Here is an 18,921-nt window from a genome sequence, read left to right as displayed (position 1 = left end):
TAAACAAAATGCAAGAGGCTGCTCACGGGAGAGCAGTCTCTTGCATTTTATTTATAGCTGCCGCTGTTTGTTCGACTGCTCTATCCAGCATATCCTGATATTTCTCGTCTGCTTCAAGATACAGAAGCTGGTAGTGTTTACACTTTCGTTTAGTCTCTGCATGCTCAGCGATGATTTCCTGAACGGGGCGGTCTTCAGCAAATTTTCGCCGTTCAATTGTCGACCGATAAGCAAGTATTCCATCTTCAAAATGGTTCCTAATGTACCCTTCTGAGAACCCTAGATAGACAGGCACGATTTCGCGATGAGCAGCTGCCAGCTCATGTACCTTGTCCTGAGGTAAATAGCAGCCTTCAATAATCAAATGCTGTTCATTTTCAATCGCTACTTCAATGATTTTTTTTAATACTGGCCAAAGCTTTTCATTGATTATTTCATCTGAGCTGAACGGTGTAAACCCGCATTCTGGGTAGCCGCCAATTAAGCCCATTTTTAAATGATCAATGGATAAATAAGGAATGTGGTAAATCTCTAGTAATTTTTGCGCCAGTACTGTTTTTCCGCTGCAGCTGGCTCCGCCAATCAAAATAATCACTTGATGCCCGCCTTTCCTAATAAAGTCTAATGCTCAGTTTTTTTATACTCTCTTACAGCTATACCTTTATAAGTATCAATAAAAGCTTTCATCTCAGAGAATGATTCTGTAATTAAAATATTTTCCCGGTCTGCTGGAGAGAGGAAGCCTTCGGTCACCATATGATTAAAAAAGCTACCCAGCAAATCATAATAGCCCTGACTATTCCATAAGATACATGGATTTCCATGTTCTCCAACACGTGCCCATGATATAACCTCAGAAATTTCTTCCAGAGTTCCTGGACCACCCGGCAATGCAATGTAGCAGTCTGCCAAATCCATCATCTTCTTTTTCCGTTCATGCATGTTGCTGACAGTGATTAACTCTGATAAAGCAGGATGAGCAATTTCCCGTTCGATCAGGAAGTTGGGCATTACGCCGATTACTTCGCCACCCTTCGCTAAAACTGTATCAGCGATACGTTTCATTAATCCCACATTGCCTCCGCCATAAACTAATCCATAGCCCTTATCCACCAGCCAGTTGCCTAATTCAATGGCTTGTTGTTTATATACTAGACTATTTCCTTCACTTGCACCGCAATATACTGCTGCTCTTTTCATTTGCCAGCCGCCCTTCTTACTAATCCTAGCTTGTCAATCATTAACATTATCAATAAGGTACTTCCTTTCACTTTATTGATAAGAAATATCATTAAAGGTATCTACTGTATAGTGTTTTCCCTCTTTATGAAGGATGGTTAAGCTAGTGTTCTCCAAAGGGCCATTTTTGCGCCAGTTTCTTTTTTCCTGACCACTTAGATAATTAATCAGAACAATCAGCAATACGCCATGAGCAACAACCAGAACCTTGCCTTCCGGATGTCGCTCCTCTAGTTCACTGATTACAGCTGAGCCGCGGGCGACCAATTCATCATAAGTCTCCCCTCCAAAACCTGATGGGTCATATAAATCCGGACGTTCCCGCAGATATTTAGTTTGCTGATTCATAAAGTCAACTTTCATTGCCTCTTTTTCACCAAAGCCTATCTCTCTTAATCCATCATGATATTGCAACGTCATACCGTTCAGATGATGGTTCTCAGTCAGTATATAGTTTGCCGTATCCATGGCCCGTTTCTGCGTACTGACAACTACTTGGTCAAAAGCAATTCCCGCCAAGTGTTTTCCTAGCTTGCCTGCTTGTTCAATACCTTCTTGAAGCAACGGCGAGTCTGCCCCGCTTCCCTGAAAACTATCAGCTATGTTTAACTCAGTTTTTCCATGTCTCACGAAATAAAATGTTGTCATCTACTGTCTCTCCCTTTTCCTTCTACTGTCTTAGATTATAGCAGTTCTCCAGATTTCTGTCCTAATCATTTTCACTCTGCGGTCTTAAATCAAATATGATATGATAGGTTGGAGAAAAAACGGAGGTGGTCATTTGGATATACAAGAGTATCAAAAATGGATAAGCAGTTTTTACAAAGAACGCGGCTGGTACGAGCTGAATCCGTTCATTCGGGTCAGTTTTTTATCAGAAGAAACGGGCGAAGTGGCACAAGCTGTTCGAGCGCTGGAAATTGGACGCGACCGTCCCGATGAGATAGAAAAAGAACCTGAAGCCCTTAAACAGCAATTAACAGAGGAACTGGGAGATGTTCTAGATAATATCTTTATCCTGGCCGACAAATACGATATCCGCTTAACAGATATTTTAAGTACCCATCAGGAAAAATTGATAAAAAGATTTCATTCTGATTTATAAAGGAGGACTGACAATGGCAAAAACAATACAGATACGAAAGGCGCAGGATGATGATTACTCTGAATTGATGCTAATTGAAAATCAAATTTGGACAAATGAAAACTCACCTATCCTACATCATTACAATGATGTAGAGGAATATGCAGCTAAACAAAAGGACGAGCTGATTTTTGTTGCTGTTCAGGAGGAACAGCTAATTGGATTTGTCAACGTTCATCAGCCAACTCATCTGCCTTCACATAAACACCAGTGGATGATTGGCATTGGTGTCCATCCCGATTATCAGTCATCCGGAGCTGGACGAAAGCTGCTGGATTATTTAAAAATGACTGCTCCTTCCTACGGAATTCACAAACTTTCCTTACGGGTAATGGGAACCAACAACCGGGCCATTAACTTCTACAAGCGCAACGGCTTTGTTGAAGAGGGACACTTGCGTGATGAATTCTATATCAACGATGCCTATTGCGATGATTATCTCTTTGCTTATTTTCTACAAAAAACAGAAAAATAATTTAGACTCTGCTAAAGCCCGAAGATACACAACTAATTAGCTCACTATTCTGAGGTAAAAGGGTGATTGCGCGTTTCCAATTATCTCACCCCTGTTTGTGCAAAACGAATAAAGTTAATGAAAAAATGATTTAATTTTGTCTTTTCTGCTTGCCTGCACTTCTTAACTCTGCTATTTTAATGAAGGTGTTGCTTTTTATACACAATATAAAATAACCGATACTTAAAAAAATCTGATTTATTACCATTAAAAAGCTTTCAACGTGTAAAATAGAAAAGGAGTGCAGATATTGAATAAAAAACTTTCCTGGCGGGATTACCTCTTTGTAGGGTCCATGCTGTTCGGTTTGTTCTTCGGAGCAGGCAATTTAATTTTTCCAGTTCATTTAGGGCAAGAGGCTGGAGCAGCTGTCTTTTCGGCAAATCTTGGTTTCCTACTTACTGGTATTGGTCTTCCCTTTTTAGGTGTGATTGCTATCGGAATCTCTAAAAGCAACGGCTTGTTCGATTTGGCCAATCGCGTGAATCGATCGTATGCCATTATTTTTACTTCATTATTATATTTAACGATTGGTCCATTTTTTGCTTTGCCTAGATTGGCAACAACCTCTTTTGAAATTGGACTTGCTCCTTTCGTTGAGCTGAAACAGCAACCTCTTTTTCTAGCTTTATTTTCTATTTTATTCTTTTTTACAGCCTGGTTTTTATCTAGAAAGCCATCTATGATTCTTGATTATGTTGGAAAATTTTTAAATCCAATTTTTCTAGTTTTGTTAGGTGTGCTGCTTCTACTAGCCTTTTTAAAGCCATTGGGGGTTGTATCTTCTGCACCGATTGGGGAAGCTTACAGTCAATACGCTTTCTTTAAAGGCTTTACTGAAGGCTATAACACATTGGATGCTCTTGCGTCTTTGGCTTTTGGCATCATCATCGTGACAACAATTCGCGGAATGGGCGTTACAGAACCGAACGCTGTTGCAAAGGACACTGTAAAATCCGGTGCTGTTAGTATTTTATTAATGGGTATTATCTATACCTTGTTGGCCTACATGGGTGCAATGAGTATCGGTACCTTTAAACTTAGTGAAAATGGCGGGATTGCCCTTGCTCAAATTGCCAATCATTATTTAGGCAGCTGGGGCTCGCTGCTGTTGACCTTAATTATTATTGTTGCCTGCTTAAAAACAGCTATTGGTCTAATTACGGCTTTTGCGGAAACCTTTTCTGAGCTGTTTCCTAAAGGAAAATATCCTATGTATATAGCTGTTGCCAGCATCCTGCCTTGTTTATTTGCTAATGTTGGGCTGACCAATATCATTCAATTTTCAATTCCAGTATTGATGTTCCTGTATCCTCTGGCAATCACGCTAATGCTGCTGGTGATTCTAAGTCCGCTATTTAAACATCGTACAGAGGTTTATCGTATGACAACCTATTTCACCCTATTTGCTGCTTTTTTAGATGCACTAAACAGTGCCCCGGCTTTTATTAAAGAGAATTCCATCATTACTACAATTGTTCAACTATCTGAAGCATATTTGCCTTTCTTTACAATTGGCATGGGCTGGATTGTTCCCGCTGTAACAGGCTTTCTATTAGGAATTTTATGGAGCGCGGTCAGTTCAAAAAATGAAAACCACTTAAATAAATAAACTATAAATAAGCCAGCTTTTTAAAAGTTGGTTTATTTTATATATATTTTCCAATTAATTCGTAAATAAAAATGAAAATTTTATTATTTTTTTATCTTATTATTGGCATTCGGCAAGCTATCTATTAGAATGAGCATAGGAGGGATGCGTTTACTATGCTATTTGATGAATTAATGATGGACAATAGTACCTTAATCAAATTTCAAATTTATAAAAAAATTTCAAGTTTGAATCAAACAATAATACCTGTTTCCCAAGTAGCAAAGCTATTTGATCTTAGCTATCAGCAGACACTGATTATTTTGACTGAAATCAATCAAGAGATTATGGCCTATAATAATAAACAGTCTTCTATCTTAAAAAAAGCTGGTAAAATCAATGCGGAGCATCTAACTATCAGTATCGATGAATATCGGTATTTAACATTAAAAAAATCTATCCCCTTTTTATTCATTTTATACTTTTTAAATCATGATCAACCTACGATTGAAGACTTTTGTGAACGCCACTATGTTAGTCAGTCTACGGTTTCACGAAAAATGATTCCCTTAAAAAAACATGTCAAACAATTTAATCTACGCTTTAGCTTTCGTGAAGCAAATTTAACTGGAGATGAACGAGTCGTCCGAGTAGCACTGTTCAATACTCTTTGGCTGGGTACACGTGGACTTTTTTGGCCGTTTACGCGTGTATCGCGTGAGGAAGCAGAAAAGCTGGTTCATGATTTTTCAGAATATTTCCCATTAACCCGCACCTATCTAGGACTGCGTGAGTTATCTTTTTTTGCAGCAATTTTTCTTTCCAGAGCTCAAAAAAAATTTTTTGTGTCTTATGATTCCAACTATGATTTTTTAATGAAGGACAACCCTTACTATGATTTTAAGCGCTTAAACAAAAGTCTCGGGCCTGTCAAAGCTTTACCACCGGCTATAGCGAAGGGGGAAAGTAGTTTCATTTTTTTCCTGGCCCACTATGCCCCGTTCTACACGATGCAAGATGATCCTTCACTTTATCAAACCTTATTTGATTTTTCAAAACAAGATAATGAGGTGATGCACTTTGTCGATGCGTTTTTAAATTACAGCCAGAAAGAGTTTTTCTATAATCAGCCTGAAATAAAAAAAGATCCCTTATTGAAAGGAAATCTTCTTAATATTTTCTTTGTTTATTATGTTCTCAGACATCCATTTCCAAATCTACAGAGTTTAGTTGTTGATTCGGAAAACCGTATGCCGAAAGTCGAAAAGCAATTAGAACAGGTAATCCTGCGCTTTCTTGAAAATAAATTGAATGATTCAGCTTATCCTTATTTATCGAAAATCCAGAAGCCGTTAACAAAGTCCCTTAAGAATCTCATGCTTCCTTACTGCAATCAGTTTCAATGCTCCAAAGTTATTAAAGTCGGCATCGCCTTTGAGCATAATTTTCTGCTGATTAGAAACCTCTATCAGTTTCTCAATCAGCTTGATTTTGTAGAGGTTACACCTTACATAGATAAACTGACTCACAAGTATGATTTGGTCATCAGTTCATCTTTACTGCCGCTGGAAACATATCCAACGCTTCCTCTTCACTGCATGGATTTATCTTACGGAGATGAAGAGTTGGCACACCTATACGTCCGGCTTCACCGGTTATATAAAGAAAAAAATGCCGCATTCGACTATTAAAATAGAGAAGAACAATTTTCTATTAGTTTATGTATGACACTTAATTAGATTCCAGAAAAAAACAAAAAGGGGGTGGACAAAAACATGTCTCCACCCCCTAAAGCTGAATAAAGCGTATTTCAACAATCCTATACTAGGATTAGAAAAGAGAGCTGTAAAAGCAAATAAAGCGAACTAGACAAAAATAGCTTATCGATGTGCCTCCCCTGAATTAGAAAAAGTTCTAATCTGAGGGTGCGCATCTCAGCAAGCTATTTTTGCCTAGTTCGCTTTATTTCTCGTACCTGAATATTCTTGTCACAACCACTCTCAAACAAAAACTATTCATACTTTACTTCAACTAGATAAAGCCCCTCCGGATGAGCTGTTGGACCAGCTGCATTGCGGTCTTTAGCTGCCAGTATTTCGGCTATCGATGTTTCAGCCATACGTCCGTTACCTATTTTCAGTAGTGTTCCCACTAAAATACGAATCATTTTATAGAGAAAACCATCCCCTCGAAAAGTAAACAGCAGCTCATCTCCCGCTGGGTTAGTCGTCATCTTTGCTTCATAGATTGTACGTACCTTATCATCCACACTACTACCAGAAGCACAAAATGAAGTAAAATCATGCGTGCCAATCAGCTCCGGCAACGCCTGTTGGATTTTCTCCAGATTTAACGGATAAGGATAATAGCTTGCATAGAATCTGCGAAAAGGACTCCGCGGTTTTCCAATATCCACTCGAAACTCATAAGTCTTTTCTATTACATGGTATCTTGCATGGAAATCATCAGCGACCTTTTCTACACTGCGCACACTAATATCTTCAGGCGTCTGAGTATCTAAGCCGTAACGCATTCGTTCCAGCGGCCGATCTTCAGGATAGTCAAAATGAATGACCTGTCCCTTCGCATGCACACCTGCATCAGTTCTACCTGAACCAAAAATCGTAATTGATTTTCCATTATTCATTTTCTTTAAGGTTTTCTCCAGTTCAGCTTGAACAGTCCGGCCATTCGGCTGATTCTGAAACCCATTATAATTTGTTCCATCGTATGCAATTACAGCTTTGTAACGAGGCATTTTGTTCACCTTTTCTATAAGTTAGCTTCTGATAAAAATAAGTGCAACAGTCAGCAGTACGAAAATGAGCATGACTATTGTATCACCTTTCTGCCAGTGAAGAATTCGATATTTTGTTCTTCCTTCTCCGCCTTGGTAGCCTCGAGCTTCCATTGCGGTTGCTAAATCTTCTGCACGGTTAAAGCTGCTGACAAAGAGCGGAATTAGTAAAGGAATGACTGCCTTCATTTTTTGAATCAGATTTCCCTCTCCAAAATCCACACCCCTCGCACGCTGTGCATTCATAATCTTCTCTGTTTCATCCATCAATGTGGGAACAAAACGTAATGCAATAGAGAGCATCAAAGAAATTTCATGTACAGGCAGCTTAACTACTTTAAACGGACGTAATAAATACTCTATGGCATCTGATAAAGCTAAAGGCGGGGTTGTTAAAGTCAGTAAAGTAGACATAAAAATAATTAGAATAAAACGGCAGAAAATGAATAACCCATTAACCACACCAAATTCAGTTACTGAAAAGATTCCCCATTGAAAGTAAACAGTTCCTCCTTGCGTAAAGAGCATCTGCAGTGCGACTGTAAACAGAATCAGCCAAAGAAGCGGACGAATCCCTCTAATAAAGAAGCCAATATTAATTTTGGAAACAACGACTGCTGTCAGTGTGAATACCGCTAAAAGGCTGTAGGTCTGCCAATTATTTGCCATAAAGATAATTGCAATAAAATAGAAGCTGGCGAGAAGCTTTGCCCGAGGATCCATTTTATGAATAAATGAATCTCCTGGAATATATCGTCCAAAAATCAGTTTATTCATCATACTGATTCACCAGCCTTCATTTTTAAAATCTGATCAGCCAATTCATCAGCTGTAAGCGGCAGCTGAGTGATTGAAAACCCGCGAATTGCTAATTGTTCAGCAAACTCTGCAGCAGTTGGAACCCCTAACTGTTTCTCTTTCAGCCATTCAATATCCTGAAACACTTCTGACGGTTTACCGGTTTTCACGACTTTCCCTTTTTCAAGAACAAAAATATGATCTGCATAGTTCGCTGCATCATCCATCAAATGAGTCACTAAAACAATTGTCATTCCTTTTTCATGATGAAGCTGCCAGAACATCTCCATCATATCTTTACGTCCTCTGGGATCTAAGCCTGCAGTCGGTTCATCCAGCACTAGAACCTCAGGCTCCATTGCTAAAACTCCGGCAATTGCTACACGGCGCATTTGGCCGCCGGAAAGCTCAAAGGGTGAGCGGTCCAGATAGCTTTCGTCTAACCCTACTAGCTTCAACATCTTTTCCGCCAGCTTACGGGCCTCTTCTTCTGTTGCACCGAAGTTTCTTGGTCCAAACGCAATATCCTTTGCCACTGTTTCTTCAAACAGCTGTGCTTCTGGAAATTGAAAAACAATCCCGACCTTTTTACGAATCGGTTTCAAATTCTTATTATCTGTTTCCGCCGTAATCACTCGGTCACCAATATGAACGGTTCCCTTCGTCGGTTTCACCAATGCATTCAAATGCTGCAGCAAAGTAGATTTGCCGCTTCCAGTATGACCAACGATTGCAGAATAAGAGCCATCTTCAATCATCATGTCGATATCAAATAATGCTCTCTGCTCGAATGGCGTATTTGGCTGATAGGTAAAATCTACTTGTTCAAAACGGATGTCCATAGCCATTCCACCATCCTTTCTTCGGTCAAATATTCTTGTGGAACATCAATACCCCGTTCCTTCAATGCAATTTTCAGTTTTTCCGGGAAAGGTAAATCAAGCCCCATTTCAATCAGTTCAGTCCCAGCCGAAAATATTTTTTCAGGTGTTCCCTCATCAACCAACTGTCCCTGACGCATTACTAGGATACGGTTTGCATTTGCTGCTTCATCTATATCGTGAGTAATAGAAATCACAGTTAGATTACTTTCTGCTTTGATTTCCTGAATGGTTGAAATTACTTCTTCGCGACCTTCCGGATCCAACATGCTCGTAGCCTCATCTAAAATGATAATATCCGGCCGTAATGCTACAACTCCAGCAATCGCCACACGCTGTTTTTGTCCGCCAGATAATCTTGCAGGCTCTCTAGTTGCCAAATGATCCATCCGTACTTTTTTTAACGCATCCGTTACTCTAATCACCATTTCATCGCGAGGTATTCCTTGATTTTCCAAGCCAAAGGCCACATCATCCTCGACAGTAGAACCAACGAACTGATTGTCAGGGTTTTGAAAAACCATTCCAACCATGCGGCGGATATCCCAGACATTTTCTTCATTTAGTTCTTTACCGCCTACTGAAATTTGACCGGATGCCGGCAATAATAACCCATTAATGGTTTTAGCTAATGTTGATTTTCCAGAACCATTATGCCCGATAATTGCTACCCACTCTCCTTTTTTAATTGAAAAGGATACATCTTTCAATGCAGGATCTGCATCTTCTGGTTGGTAGTTGAAATTTATATTTTTAAGCTCAATGATTGATTCCATTACAAACGCTCCCGATTCTTTAGTATCATTGGAAAAATCAACTAATTCTATTTTTCTAACACTAGAGCCTGTCTGAAAACCATAGAGGAAACTAGATTTCCAGAAATTTTAGTGAAGGTCTAGAAAAGCATAGCATATGTGGTCCATGGCGATAGCTTTATGAAGATAAGTTCCATAAGAATCACGAACTACTCACCACTAGAGTTTTCAGGCAGACCCTAGGTACTATTATAACAAAAGTTACCAGTTAATGGGAACAGCCAAGTGTCTTGACAGCTATGTTTTATAAATAAAAATTAACTATGTATGTATCTGTTTTATGGTAAAAAAAAACACCTTATATGATGAGTGCCTATCCGCCGGGAATTCCCAGCGGATAGAGCGCGAGCTAGACTCGGAGTCGCCTCCAACATCATAACACTCTAAAAGAATCATCTATAAAGTGACGGTATAGTTTGATTATTAAACAAATTCCAAGATTACCATTGGCGCAGCATCTCCGCGTCTAGGTTCTGTTTTCAGGATACGAGTGTATCCGCCTTGACGTTCAGCGTAACGAGGTCCTAAGTCATTGAATAGTTTTTGTAAAGCTGATTCAACTACAATAGCCTCATTTTCTTCACGAACGCTGGCAACTTCATTACGTACGTAAGCAGCAGCTTGACGACGTGCATGAAGATCTCCACGTTTACCTAAAGTAATCATTTTTTCTGTTGTAGAACGAACTTCTTTCGCACGAGCTTCAGTCGTAACGATACGTTCGTTAATAATTAAGTCAGTTGTTAAGTCACGCAACATCGCTTTACGTTGGCTTGATGTGCGTCCTAATTTACGATAACCCACGTTGGTTTCCCTCCTTCGTTACTTTTTAACTACATTCTACATACAGCTTCAGCTACTATCCGGTTGATAGCCTGCAAGCTACGCACACAGCTCGACTAAATTCTGGGAAAAAGTCAAACCAGTATCCTTAGTAAAACGTATTAATCGTCTTTACGTAAGCCTAAACCCAGATCATGCAATTTAAGTTTAACCTCTTCAAGAGATTTACGACCCAAATTACGTACTTTAATCATTTCAGGTTCAGATTTGTTTGTCAGCTCTTGTACAGTATTAATTCCTGCACGTTTCAAACAGTTATATGAACGAACAGACAAGTCTAATTCTTCAATGGTCATTTCCAGCATTTTTTCTTTCTGTGTTTCTTCTTTTTCAACCATGATTTCAGCATTTTTAGCTTCATCGGTTAGATTAACAAAGATGTCTAAATGTTCAGTCATGATCTTAGCGGCTAGACTAAGAGCTTCCTGAGGAATGATTGAACCATCTGTCCATATTTCCATTGTAAGCTTATCGAAATTATCACGACGACCAACACGTGCACTTTCTACTTGGTAGTTAACACGACGTACTGGTGTGTAGATAGAATCGACTGGAAGAACACCAATCGGCATATCTTCTTTTTTATTTTCGTCTGCTTGAACATAGCCACGACCAGGTTTTACTGTTAAGCGAGCATGAAAAGCAGCTCCTTCAGCAACACTACAGATAACTAAATCTTTATTTAGAATCTCAACATCGCTGTCAACGATGATATCACCGGCAGTAACTACAGCAGGTCCTGTAATATCGATCTCAAGGGTTTTTTCTTCTTCAGAATAAAGCTTTAACGCTAATCCTTTGATATTCAGAATGATTTGTGTCACGTCTTCTCTTACACCTTTAATAGTAGAGAATTCATGTAATACACCATCGATTTGAATATTAGTGATTGCAGCTCCTGGTAATGAAGACAACAAAATACGACGTAGAGAATTTCCTAAAGTAGTCCCATAACCCCGTTCCAGAGGTTCTACAACGAACTTGCCATAATCTCTATCTTCATCAATTTTTTCGATTCTTGGTTTTTCAAATTCAATCATTCTTATCTATACCCCTTTCAAAACGAAAAGTGTCTTGTTCAATGACGTTTTTGGTTCAAACTCAAAATGAGCAGCACTCATTAAACACGACGGCGTTTTGGAGGGCGGCATCCATTATGAGGAACTGGTGTAACGTCACGAATTGCAGTCACTTCTAAACCTGTTGCTTGTAATGAACGGATTGCTGCTTCACGTCCAGAACCAGGTCCTTTAACTGTTACTTCGACAGTTTTCAGTCCATGTTCTTGTGCTACTTTAGTTGCAGATTCTGCAGCCATTTGAGCGGCAAAAGGAGTTGATTTTTTGCTTCCTTTGAAGCCTAAAGCTCCTGCTGATGACCATGCCAATGCATTTCCGTGAGTATCGGTAATCATCACAATTGTATTATTGAAAGTAGAATGGATATGCGCGATACCTGCTTCTACATTCTTTTTCACACGGCGTTTACGACTAACTTTCTTTGCTGCCATGAAGTTCTAACCTCCTTCACTTAGGAATTATTTTTTCTTGCCTGCTACAGTACGAGCTGGGCCTTTACGAGTACGTGCATTATTTTTCGTGTTTTGTCCACGAGTTGGTAATCCACGACGATGACGGATTCCACGGTAAGAACCGATTTCCATCAAACGCTTGATGTTCAAGTTCACTTCACGACGAAGATCCCCTTCAACTTTTAACTTATCAATTTCTGCACGAATCGCATCTGTTTGTTCGTTTGTTAAGTCACGAACGCGAATTTCTTCTGATACGCCTGCATTAGCTAATACTTTTTTCGCTGTAGTGTTTCCAATACCAAAAATATAAGTAAGAGAAATTACTACGCGTTTGTCACGAGGAATGTCTACTCCTGCAATACGAGCCATTATTCGTTACACCTCCTATTATCCTTGACGCTGTTTATGTTTTGGATTTGCTGGGCAAATGACCATAACACGCCCTTTACGACGAATTACTTTACAATGCTCACACATTGGTTTTACTGATGGTCTTACTTTCATGATAATACCTCCTGAGATTTTACGGAGTACAATTATTTAAAGCGATAGGTTATACGACCGCGAGTTAAATCATATGGCGATAACTCGACAGTTACTTTATCCCCGGGTAAAATTCGGATGTAATGCATACGAATCTTACCAGAAACGTGAGCCAATACTTCATGCCCGTTCTCTAATTCAACTTTAAACATTGCATTCGGCAAAGTTTCGACGACTGTACCTTCGATTTCAATCATATCATCTTTTGCCACGCACAGTACCTCCTTGTACTTGTTTCGCATTTTCACACGATAAAACGGTGGAAACTGCAGCTCCCACCTAGAATTTTCAATTAAACTTCCAAGAAAATTTTCATAGAAGTCGGACTGATACATTTTACCATAAAACATTCTATATAGCAAGAGAGTCTAAGCTCAACAAAATCAAGGACTGTGTGCAGCTTGCAACTATGCGTCAATAATCGTCTTCACGTCAGAGAACACATCGTTGATTTCTCGATTTCCATCGATTGTGTGCAACAAGTTCTTTTCTTTATAGTAGGCCAAAATCGGCGCACTGCTTTTGATGTTTACTGTCAAACGATTTTTTACCGTTTCAGGCTTATCATCTTCTCTTTGATAGAACTCATGTCCGCCGCAGCGATCGCATGTTCCTTCCACTGTTGGAGGATTGAAAATTTTGTGATAAGTTGCTCCGCAGTTTTTACACATAAAGCGTCCCGCCAAGCGTTCAATCAACACATCTTCTTCTACATGAATGTCGATAACGGCATCGATTTTTTTATTTAACTCTTTAAGCATTTGGTCCAGAGCTTCCGCCTGATCCAGCGTTCTTGGAAAGCCGTCCAGCAAAAATCCTTTTGCTGTATCTGGTTCTGCCAAGCGCTCTTTGACGATTCCATTTGTTACTTCATCAGGAACCAGCTCGCCTTTGTCGATATAAGATTTTGCTTCAAGTCCAAGAGCAGTTTCATTTTTCATCGCAGCCCGAAACATATCACCTGTTGAAATATGGGGAATCCCGTATTCATCAATAATTCTTTCTGCCTGCGTGCCTTTTCCTGCTCCGGGAAGTCCCATTAAAATGAGGTTCATTCGCTTTCCTCCTAATTTTAAAGGCTGAATACAAAACTAGCCATATGTGAGAATGGTGCTGAGGAAGATCCTCAACACACGATTCCTACTTATTGATAAAGCCAACATATTGACGTTTCAACATTAAACCTTCTAATTGTTTTGCTGTTTCCAATGCAACACCGATGATAATCAGTAAGCTGGTTCCACCTAAGCCGATTGATTGCGGCAGGTTCCAAAGCATTTGTGCAATGATAGGCAACAATGCAATGACACCCAAAAAGATAGAGCCGACAACACTTAATCTCATCAAGAGTCCGGATACATAATCTTCTGTCCCTTTACCTGGCCGTACACTTGGAATATAGCTTCCCTGTTTTTGCAGGTTTTCCGCAAGTTTCTCCGGATTTACCTGAACAAACGCATAGAAGAATGTAAAAGCGACGATCAGCACAGTATAGATAGTTGCACCTGGAATCGTGTTGTAGTCGAAAATTTCTGTCATAATTTCATACCATGTTTCACCAGCATAATTTGAAGCGAAGCCCTGCAGAATTGCATTAGGCGTCGAAATCAAGGAACTGGCAAAGATTACCGGAATAACACCGGCGGCATTTACTTTTAATGGCAGATAGCTGCTGGTTGGCGCTCCTGATACACGTTTTGTATACTGAATTGGGATTTTTCTCTCTGCCTGTTGTACAAACGTAACAACTGTGACAATGATTAAAATCGCAATAACCAGAATGACAACAAAAATGATAGAACTTACAAGCTCAGAAGAGTCAATATTGATGAAGTAGTCTTCAATAATCTCTTTGATGGACCCAGGTACACCTGAGATAATCCCGGCAAAGATAATCATTGAAACACCATTTCCAATACCCTTTTCTGTAATTTGTTCCCCCATCCATGTAACAAACAGCGTGCCTGCAGTTAAGATAACTGCAATCATTACAAATGTTGCTGGTGTTGGATTTTTCACTATACCAACCTGGCTTAGCGTATTAAATCCATAGGTTAGACCGATTGATTGCGCAATTCCAAGGACAATCGTCAAATAACGAGTCACCTGGTTTAGCTTTTTACGACCGACTTCCCCTTGTTTCGACCATTCAACAAATTTTGGTATGATGTCCATTTGCAGCAGCTGAACAATAATCGACGCCGTAATATATGGAGAAACCCCCATCGCAAAGATGGAGAAGTTCTGCATAGCACTACCACTGACGATATTCAGCATATTTAGAAATGGTAAGCTGCTTAATTCTTGTAAACCTTTTGCATTTACGCCAGGCACTGTAATATGTGCACCTAAACGAAATACAGCCAGTATGAATATGGTAAAGAATATTTTTGATCTAATGTCTTTGACTTTAAAAGCATCTTTCAATAGTTTGAACATTAGATCACCTCGATAGACCCACCAGCAGCTTCAATCGCTTCTTGTGCTGCTTTAGAGAATTTTGCTGCTTTAACAGTCAATTTCTTCGTTAATTCACCATTAGCAAGAACTTTAATTCCAGCTTTTTCGCTCTTAACGATCCCTGCTTCTTTCAAGACAACAGGTGTTACTTCAGCTCCATCTTCGAATCGATTCAATACATCTAAATTGATTACTGCATATTCTTTACGGTTGATATTTGTAAAACCGCGTTTTGGTAAACGACGGAATAATGGAGTTTGACCCCCTTCAAATCCTAAACGTACACCACCGCCTGAACGAGCTTTTTGCCCTTTTTGTCCACGACCTGATGTTTTACCATTACCAGATGAAGTACCACGTCCAACACGGTTACGTACTTTACGGGAACCTTCAGCAGGTTTTAATTCATGAAGTTTCATTGTGGTTTGGCACCTCCTTAAACAATCTAATTAATTGAGTAAAATTAAACTTCTTCTACGTCCACTAAATGAGAGATAGTGTTAACCATGCCTTTGATAGCTTCATTAGCTGGTTTAACAACTGTACTGTTCATTTTTTTCAATCCCAACGCTTTTACTGTATCACGTTGATTTTGAGGACGTCCGATAACACTGCGTTTTAAAGTAATTTTTAATTCAGCCATTATGTTTGTCCTCCTTATCCTACGATTTCTTCTACAGATTTGCCGCGAAGTGCTGCCACTTCTTCGACGCGTTTTAATTGTGTCAACCCGTCAACTGTTGCACGAACAACGTTGATTGGTGTGTTTGAACCTAGTGATTTAGATGTGATATCGGCTACTCCAGCCAATTCCAATACGGCACGAACTGGTCCGCCCGCTGCAACCCCAGAACCTTCTACTGCAGGTTTCATCAGGATACGTCCGCCGCCGAACACTCCGATAACTTCATGAGGGATGGTAGAACCAACCATAGGAACTTCAATTAAGTTTTTCTTCGCATCTTCAATCGCTTTACGAATTGCTTCTGGTACTTCTTGGGCTTTCCCAGTACCGAAGCCAACATGACCGTTTTTATCACCTACAACCACTAAAGCTGCGAAACGTAGACGACGTCCACCTTTAACAACTTTTGTTACACGGTTGATTGCAACAACGCGGTCTTCTAATTCCAAATGTTTTGGATCGATGTAAACCATTAATGGTGTTCCTCCTTCTCCTAAAATTCTAGTCCATTTTCACGAGCAGCTTCTGCTAAAGCTTGCACGCGGCCATGGTAAAGGTATCCACCACGGTCAAAGACTACTACTTTAATACCTTTTTCAGCAGCACGTTCTGCAACTAGTTTACCTACTGCAGCAGCTTGCTCAACTTTTGTTTCACCTGAAATTTCTTTCTCTAAGGCAGAGGCACTTGCTAGCGTTACACCCGCTACGTCATCAATAATTTGAGCGTAGATGTTTTTGTTAGAGCGAAAAACGTTCAAGCGTGGGCACTCAGCAGTACCAGAGATTTTGTTACGCACACGACGATGTCTCTTCTGACGTGTTTTGTTTTTATCTGGTTTTGTAATCACAATTGTCACCTCTTTGATTTGATAAACTGCTGAATCAGCAGTTCTCATTCAGGAAAAGTAATAAAGGATAGGTGGAAAATCAGCTTTAGCGATTTTCCTACACATCTTTTATTATTATTTACCTGTTTTACCTTCTTTACGGCGTACGTATTCGCCAACATAGCGGATACCTTTGCCTTTGTAAGGCTCTGGAGGACGAACGCCGCGGATGTTCGCTGCTAATTCGCCTACAACTTCTTTATTGATACCTTTTACAACGATTTGTGTATTTGAAGGTACGTCAAATGTTACACCTTCCGGTGCTGTCATTTCTACGGGATGAGAGTAACCAACGTTTAAAGTTAGTTTGCTTCCCTGTGCCTGCGCACGGTACCCAACCCCGATAAGTTCCAACGCTTTTTCAAACCCGGCACTTACACCAACAACCATGTTGTTGAAGTTCGCACGAGTTGTTCCGTGGATTGTTTTCATTTCTTTGCTGTCATTTGGACGAGTGAATGTTACCTCGTTTCCTTCGATATTCATTTTAATATCAGCTGAAAACTCACGAGTTAATTCACCTTTTGGTCCTTTTACAGTGACGTTGTTTCCTTCTTGCTTCACTTCAACGCCAGCAGGAAGAACAACTACTTTATTACCAATACGGCTCACTTAGAGACACCTCCTTGTGTATTCTTTAAAATTACCATACGTAGGCGATTACTTCGCCGCCGATGTTTTTCGCTCTAGCTTCTTTATCAGTAACAACACCTTCTGAAGTAGAGATGATCGCAATACCTAAACCGTTCAGTACTTTTGGTACTTCGTCAGCTTTTACGTAAGCACGTAAACCTGGTTTAGAGATACGTTTTAAGTTAGTGATAACACGCTCGTCGTCTTTACCGTATTTTAGGAAAACACGGATCACGCCTTGCTTGTCATCTTCAATATATTCTACATCGCGAACGAATCCTTCACGTTTCAGGATTTCTGCGATATCACGTTTGATTTTTGATGCAGGTACTTCTAAGCTCTCATGTTTAACCATGTTCGCATTACGAATGCGAGTTAGAAAATCTGCAATTGGATCTGTCATGACCATTGAACTAGTTACCTCCTTTATGCAAGTTTACTTGTTTACCAGCTAGCTTTCTTCACGCCGGGAATTTGACCTTTATAGGCAAGTTCGCGGAAGCAAATACGGCAAAGATGAAATTTACGATAAACTGAATGTGGACGTCCGCAACGTTCGCAGCGTGTATAAGCCTGTGTTGAATGTTTAGCAGGGCGTTTGTTTTTAGCAATCATTGATTTTTTAGCCACGTAGTTCGCCTCCTTATTTTATTTTTGGAATGGCATGCCTAGTTGTCCCAACAACTCACGAGATTCTTCGTCTGTGTTTGCTGTTGTAACGATAACGATATCCATACCACGTACTTTATCTACTAAATCATAATCCACTTCTGGGAAGATTAATTGTTCTTTAATACCTAAAGTGTAGTTACCGCGTCCGTCAAAGGCTTTTTTACTGATACCGTGGAAGTCACGTACACGAGGTAGAGAAACTGAAACCAGTTTATCCAGGAATTCGTACATTCTTTCTCCGCGCAGTGTTACTTTCGCACCGATCGGCATTCCTTCACGAAGACGGAATCCAGCGATTGATTTTTTTGCTTTAGTGATGATTGGCTTTTGACCAGAGATTAAAGCTAATTCTTCAACAGCTTTATCTAAGTTCTTAGCATTTGATACTGCATCACCCACACCCATATTGATAACAATTTTCTCAACTTTTGGTGTTTGCATGATTGAACTATAATTGAATTTTTCCATCAATGATGGTGTTACTTCTTTAATATATTTTTCTTTCAGGCGGTTCATTCAATAAGCCCCTCCTTCCTCAATGTTTATTTATCTAAAACTTCACCTGTTTTTTTAGAAACACGTACTTTTTTACCGTCTACTTCTTTGTAGCCAACTTTAGTAGCTTCTCCGTTAGAAGGATCGATCACCATCACGTTAGAAACATGAATCGGTGCCGGCTGTTCCAAGATTCCTCCTTGAGGAGCATCTTGACTAGGTTTCTGGTGTTTTTTCATGATGTTGATGCCATCAACGATCACTTTGTCTTTTTTAGGAAACGCTTCTAGAACAACGCCTTCCTTGTTTTTATCTTTACCAGTGATAACTTTTACTTTATCGCCTTTTTTAACAAACATTAGTGTTTCGCACCTCCTTTGATAAGTGT

General features: G+C 39.7%; 28 protein-coding genes. 4 read left to right on the top strand and 24 right to left on the bottom strand.

What is annotated here, in order from left to right; genetic code table 11:
• Positions 1 to 22: 22 nt before the first annotated feature.
• The 3 genes from AC1Z3K_RS08795 to AC1Z3K_RS08785 all read right to left on the bottom strand — a co-directional run bounded on the left by AC1Z3K_RS08795 (position 23) and on the right by AC1Z3K_RS08785 (position 1,887).
• Positions 23 to 595, bottom strand: a complete 573-nt coding sequence (locus AC1Z3K_RS08795; RefSeq protein WP_461732489.1) for an adenylate kinase — start codon at positions 593 to 595, stop codon at positions 23 to 25.
• A gap of 26 nt (positions 596 to 621) precedes the next feature.
• Positions 622 to 1,200 (bottom strand): LOG family protein, encoded by a 579-nt coding sequence (locus AC1Z3K_RS08790; protein ID WP_426082548.1) that lies wholly within the window; start codon positions 1,198 to 1,200, stop codon positions 622 to 624.
• Between the two features lie 72 nt (positions 1,201 to 1,272).
• On the bottom strand, positions 1,273 to 1,887 hold the full coding sequence (locus AC1Z3K_RS08785) for a histidine phosphatase family protein (RefSeq protein ID WP_426082549.1): 615 nt from the start codon (positions 1,885 to 1,887) through the stop codon (positions 1,273 to 1,275).
• A gap of 133 nt (positions 1,888 to 2,020) precedes the next feature.
• Here AC1Z3K_RS08785 and AC1Z3K_RS08780 point away from each other — a divergent pair, with 133 nt between their 5' ends.
• From AC1Z3K_RS08780 to AC1Z3K_RS08765, 4 genes are all read left to right on the top strand, one after another.
• Positions 2,021 to 2,344 (top strand): MazG nucleotide pyrophosphohydrolase domain-containing protein, encoded by a 324-nt coding sequence (locus AC1Z3K_RS08780; protein ID WP_426082551.1) that lies wholly within the window; start codon positions 2,021 to 2,023, stop codon positions 2,342 to 2,344.
• A 13-nt stretch (positions 2,345 to 2,357) separates the two neighbouring features.
• On the top strand, positions 2,358 to 2,858 hold the full coding sequence (locus tag AC1Z3K_RS08775) for a GNAT family N-acetyltransferase (RefSeq protein WP_426082552.1): 501 nt from the start codon (positions 2,358 to 2,360) through the stop codon (positions 2,856 to 2,858).
• 289 nt (positions 2,859 to 3,147) lie between these two features.
• Complete coding sequence (gene brnQ, locus AC1Z3K_RS08770; protein WP_461732488.1) at positions 3,148 to 4,509, top strand: branched-chain amino acid transport system II carrier protein; 1,362 nt, start codon at positions 3,148 to 3,150, stop codon at positions 4,507 to 4,509.
• Between the two features lie 155 nt (positions 4,510 to 4,664).
• Positions 4,665 to 6,179 (top strand): helix-turn-helix domain-containing protein, encoded by a 1,515-nt coding sequence (locus AC1Z3K_RS08765; RefSeq protein ID WP_461732487.1) that lies wholly within the window; start codon positions 4,665 to 4,667, stop codon positions 6,177 to 6,179.
• Between the two features lie 320 nt (positions 6,180 to 6,499).
• Here AC1Z3K_RS08765 and truA read toward each other — a convergent pair whose 3' ends face one another.
• The 21 genes from truA to rplX all read right to left on the bottom strand — a co-directional run bounded on the left by truA (position 6,500) and on the right by rplX (position 18,892).
• Positions 6,500 to 7,246: a tRNA pseudouridine(38-40) synthase TruA gene (gene truA / locus AC1Z3K_RS08760; RefSeq protein WP_426082556.1), complete on the bottom strand. Its 747-nt coding sequence runs from the start codon at positions 7,244 to 7,246 to the stop codon at positions 6,500 to 6,502.
• 21 nt (positions 7,247 to 7,267) lie between these two features.
• Positions 7,268 to 8,065, bottom strand: coding sequence for an energy-coupling factor transporter transmembrane component T family protein (locus AC1Z3K_RS08755; RefSeq protein WP_426082558.1), 798 nt, complete (start codon positions 8,063 to 8,065; stop codon positions 7,268 to 7,270).
• The gene (locus tag AC1Z3K_RS08750) at positions 8,062 to 8,925 is read right to left on the bottom strand and encodes an energy-coupling factor ABC transporter ATP-binding protein (protein ID WP_426082559.1); all 864 of its coding nucleotides are present in this window, start codon (positions 8,923 to 8,925) and stop codon (positions 8,062 to 8,064) included. The genes AC1Z3K_RS08755 and AC1Z3K_RS08750 overlap by 4 nt, the downstream gene beginning before the upstream one ends.
• A complete protein-coding gene (locus AC1Z3K_RS08745; protein ID WP_461732486.1) occupies positions 8,901 to 9,740 on the bottom strand; it encodes an energy-coupling factor ABC transporter ATP-binding protein in 840 nt (279 codons plus the stop codon). Before AC1Z3K_RS08745 ends, AC1Z3K_RS08750 begins: the two co-directional genes overlap by 25 nt.
• A gap of 462 nt (positions 9,741 to 10,202) precedes the next feature.
• A complete protein-coding gene (gene rplQ / locus AC1Z3K_RS08740; RefSeq protein ID WP_229441613.1) occupies positions 10,203 to 10,583 on the bottom strand; it encodes a 50S ribosomal protein L17 in 381 nt (126 codons plus the stop codon).
• Positions 10,584 to 10,723: 140 nt separating this feature from the next.
• Positions 10,724 to 11,662, bottom strand: coding sequence for a DNA-directed RNA polymerase subunit alpha (locus AC1Z3K_RS08735; protein WP_426082561.1), 939 nt, complete (start codon positions 11,660 to 11,662; stop codon positions 10,724 to 10,726).
• A gap of 80 nt (positions 11,663 to 11,742) precedes the next feature.
• Entirely contained in the window at positions 11,743 to 12,132 is a 390-nt protein-coding gene (gene rpsK, locus AC1Z3K_RS08730; RefSeq protein WP_426082562.1) for a 30S ribosomal protein S11, read from the bottom strand.
• Positions 12,133 to 12,159: 27 nt separating this feature from the next.
• A complete protein-coding gene (rpsM, locus tag AC1Z3K_RS08725; protein WP_426082564.1) occupies positions 12,160 to 12,525 on the bottom strand; it encodes a 30S ribosomal protein S13 in 366 nt (121 codons plus the stop codon).
• Positions 12,526 to 12,543: 18 nt separating this feature from the next.
• Complete coding sequence (rpmJ, locus tag AC1Z3K_RS08720; RefSeq protein ID WP_002288710.1) at positions 12,544 to 12,660, bottom strand: 50S ribosomal protein L36; 117 nt, start codon at positions 12,658 to 12,660, stop codon at positions 12,544 to 12,546.
• A gap of 32 nt (positions 12,661 to 12,692) precedes the next feature.
• A complete protein-coding gene (gene infA / locus AC1Z3K_RS08715) occupies positions 12,693 to 12,911 on the bottom strand; it encodes a translation initiation factor IF-1 (protein WP_013773088.1) in 219 nt (72 codons plus the stop codon).
• A gap of 195 nt (positions 12,912 to 13,106) precedes the next feature.
• A complete protein-coding gene (locus AC1Z3K_RS08710; RefSeq protein WP_426082567.1) occupies positions 13,107 to 13,754 on the bottom strand; it encodes an adenylate kinase in 648 nt (215 codons plus the stop codon).
• 85 nt (positions 13,755 to 13,839) lie between these two features.
• Positions 13,840 to 15,138 (bottom strand): preprotein translocase subunit SecY, encoded by a 1,299-nt coding sequence (secY, locus tag AC1Z3K_RS08705; protein WP_426082568.1) that lies wholly within the window; start codon positions 15,136 to 15,138, stop codon positions 13,840 to 13,842.
• Positions 15,138 to 15,578 (bottom strand): 50S ribosomal protein L15, encoded by a 441-nt coding sequence (gene rplO, locus AC1Z3K_RS08700; RefSeq protein ID WP_426082570.1) that lies wholly within the window; start codon positions 15,576 to 15,578, stop codon positions 15,138 to 15,140. Before rplO ends, secY begins: the two co-directional genes overlap by 1 nt.
• Positions 15,579 to 15,622: 44 nt before the next feature.
• On the bottom strand, positions 15,623 to 15,802 hold the full coding sequence (rpmD, locus tag AC1Z3K_RS08695) for a 50S ribosomal protein L30 (protein WP_426082572.1): 180 nt from the start codon (positions 15,800 to 15,802) through the stop codon (positions 15,623 to 15,625).
• Between the two features lie 14 nt (positions 15,803 to 15,816).
• Complete coding sequence (gene rpsE / locus AC1Z3K_RS08690) at positions 15,817 to 16,317, bottom strand: 30S ribosomal protein S5 (RefSeq protein WP_426082574.1); 501 nt, start codon at positions 16,315 to 16,317, stop codon at positions 15,817 to 15,819.
• Between the two features lie 20 nt (positions 16,318 to 16,337).
• Positions 16,338 to 16,694 (bottom strand): 50S ribosomal protein L18, encoded by a 357-nt coding sequence (gene rplR / locus AC1Z3K_RS08685; protein WP_426082576.1) that lies wholly within the window; start codon positions 16,692 to 16,694, stop codon positions 16,338 to 16,340.
• 114 nt (positions 16,695 to 16,808) lie between these two features.
• The gene (rplF, locus tag AC1Z3K_RS08680; protein WP_426082578.1) at positions 16,809 to 17,345 is read right to left on the bottom strand and encodes a 50S ribosomal protein L6; all 537 of its coding nucleotides are present in this window, start codon (positions 17,343 to 17,345) and stop codon (positions 16,809 to 16,811) included.
• Between the two features lie 31 nt (positions 17,346 to 17,376).
• Positions 17,377 to 17,775 (bottom strand): 30S ribosomal protein S8, encoded by a 399-nt coding sequence (gene rpsH / locus AC1Z3K_RS08675; protein WP_426082579.1) that lies wholly within the window; start codon positions 17,773 to 17,775, stop codon positions 17,377 to 17,379.
• Positions 17,776 to 17,810: 35 nt separating this feature from the next.
• A complete protein-coding gene (locus AC1Z3K_RS08670; protein WP_002356214.1) occupies positions 17,811 to 17,996 on the bottom strand; it encodes a type Z 30S ribosomal protein S14 in 186 nt (61 codons plus the stop codon).
• Between the two features lie 18 nt (positions 17,997 to 18,014).
• Positions 18,015 to 18,554, bottom strand: coding sequence for a 50S ribosomal protein L5 (gene rplE, locus AC1Z3K_RS08665; protein WP_202058253.1), 540 nt, complete (start codon positions 18,552 to 18,554; stop codon positions 18,015 to 18,017).
• Between the two features lie 26 nt (positions 18,555 to 18,580).
• Entirely contained in the window at positions 18,581 to 18,892 is a 312-nt protein-coding gene (rplX, locus tag AC1Z3K_RS08660) for a 50S ribosomal protein L24 (protein ID WP_426082582.1), read from the bottom strand.
• Positions 18,893 to 18,921 lie beyond the last annotated feature (29 nt).

It is taken from the genome of Enterococcus sp. LJL128 (genome assembly GCF_056924295.1).
The sequence above is the reverse complement of the archived record's forward strand: the minus strand, read 5'-3'. Positions and strand labels throughout refer to the sequence as shown.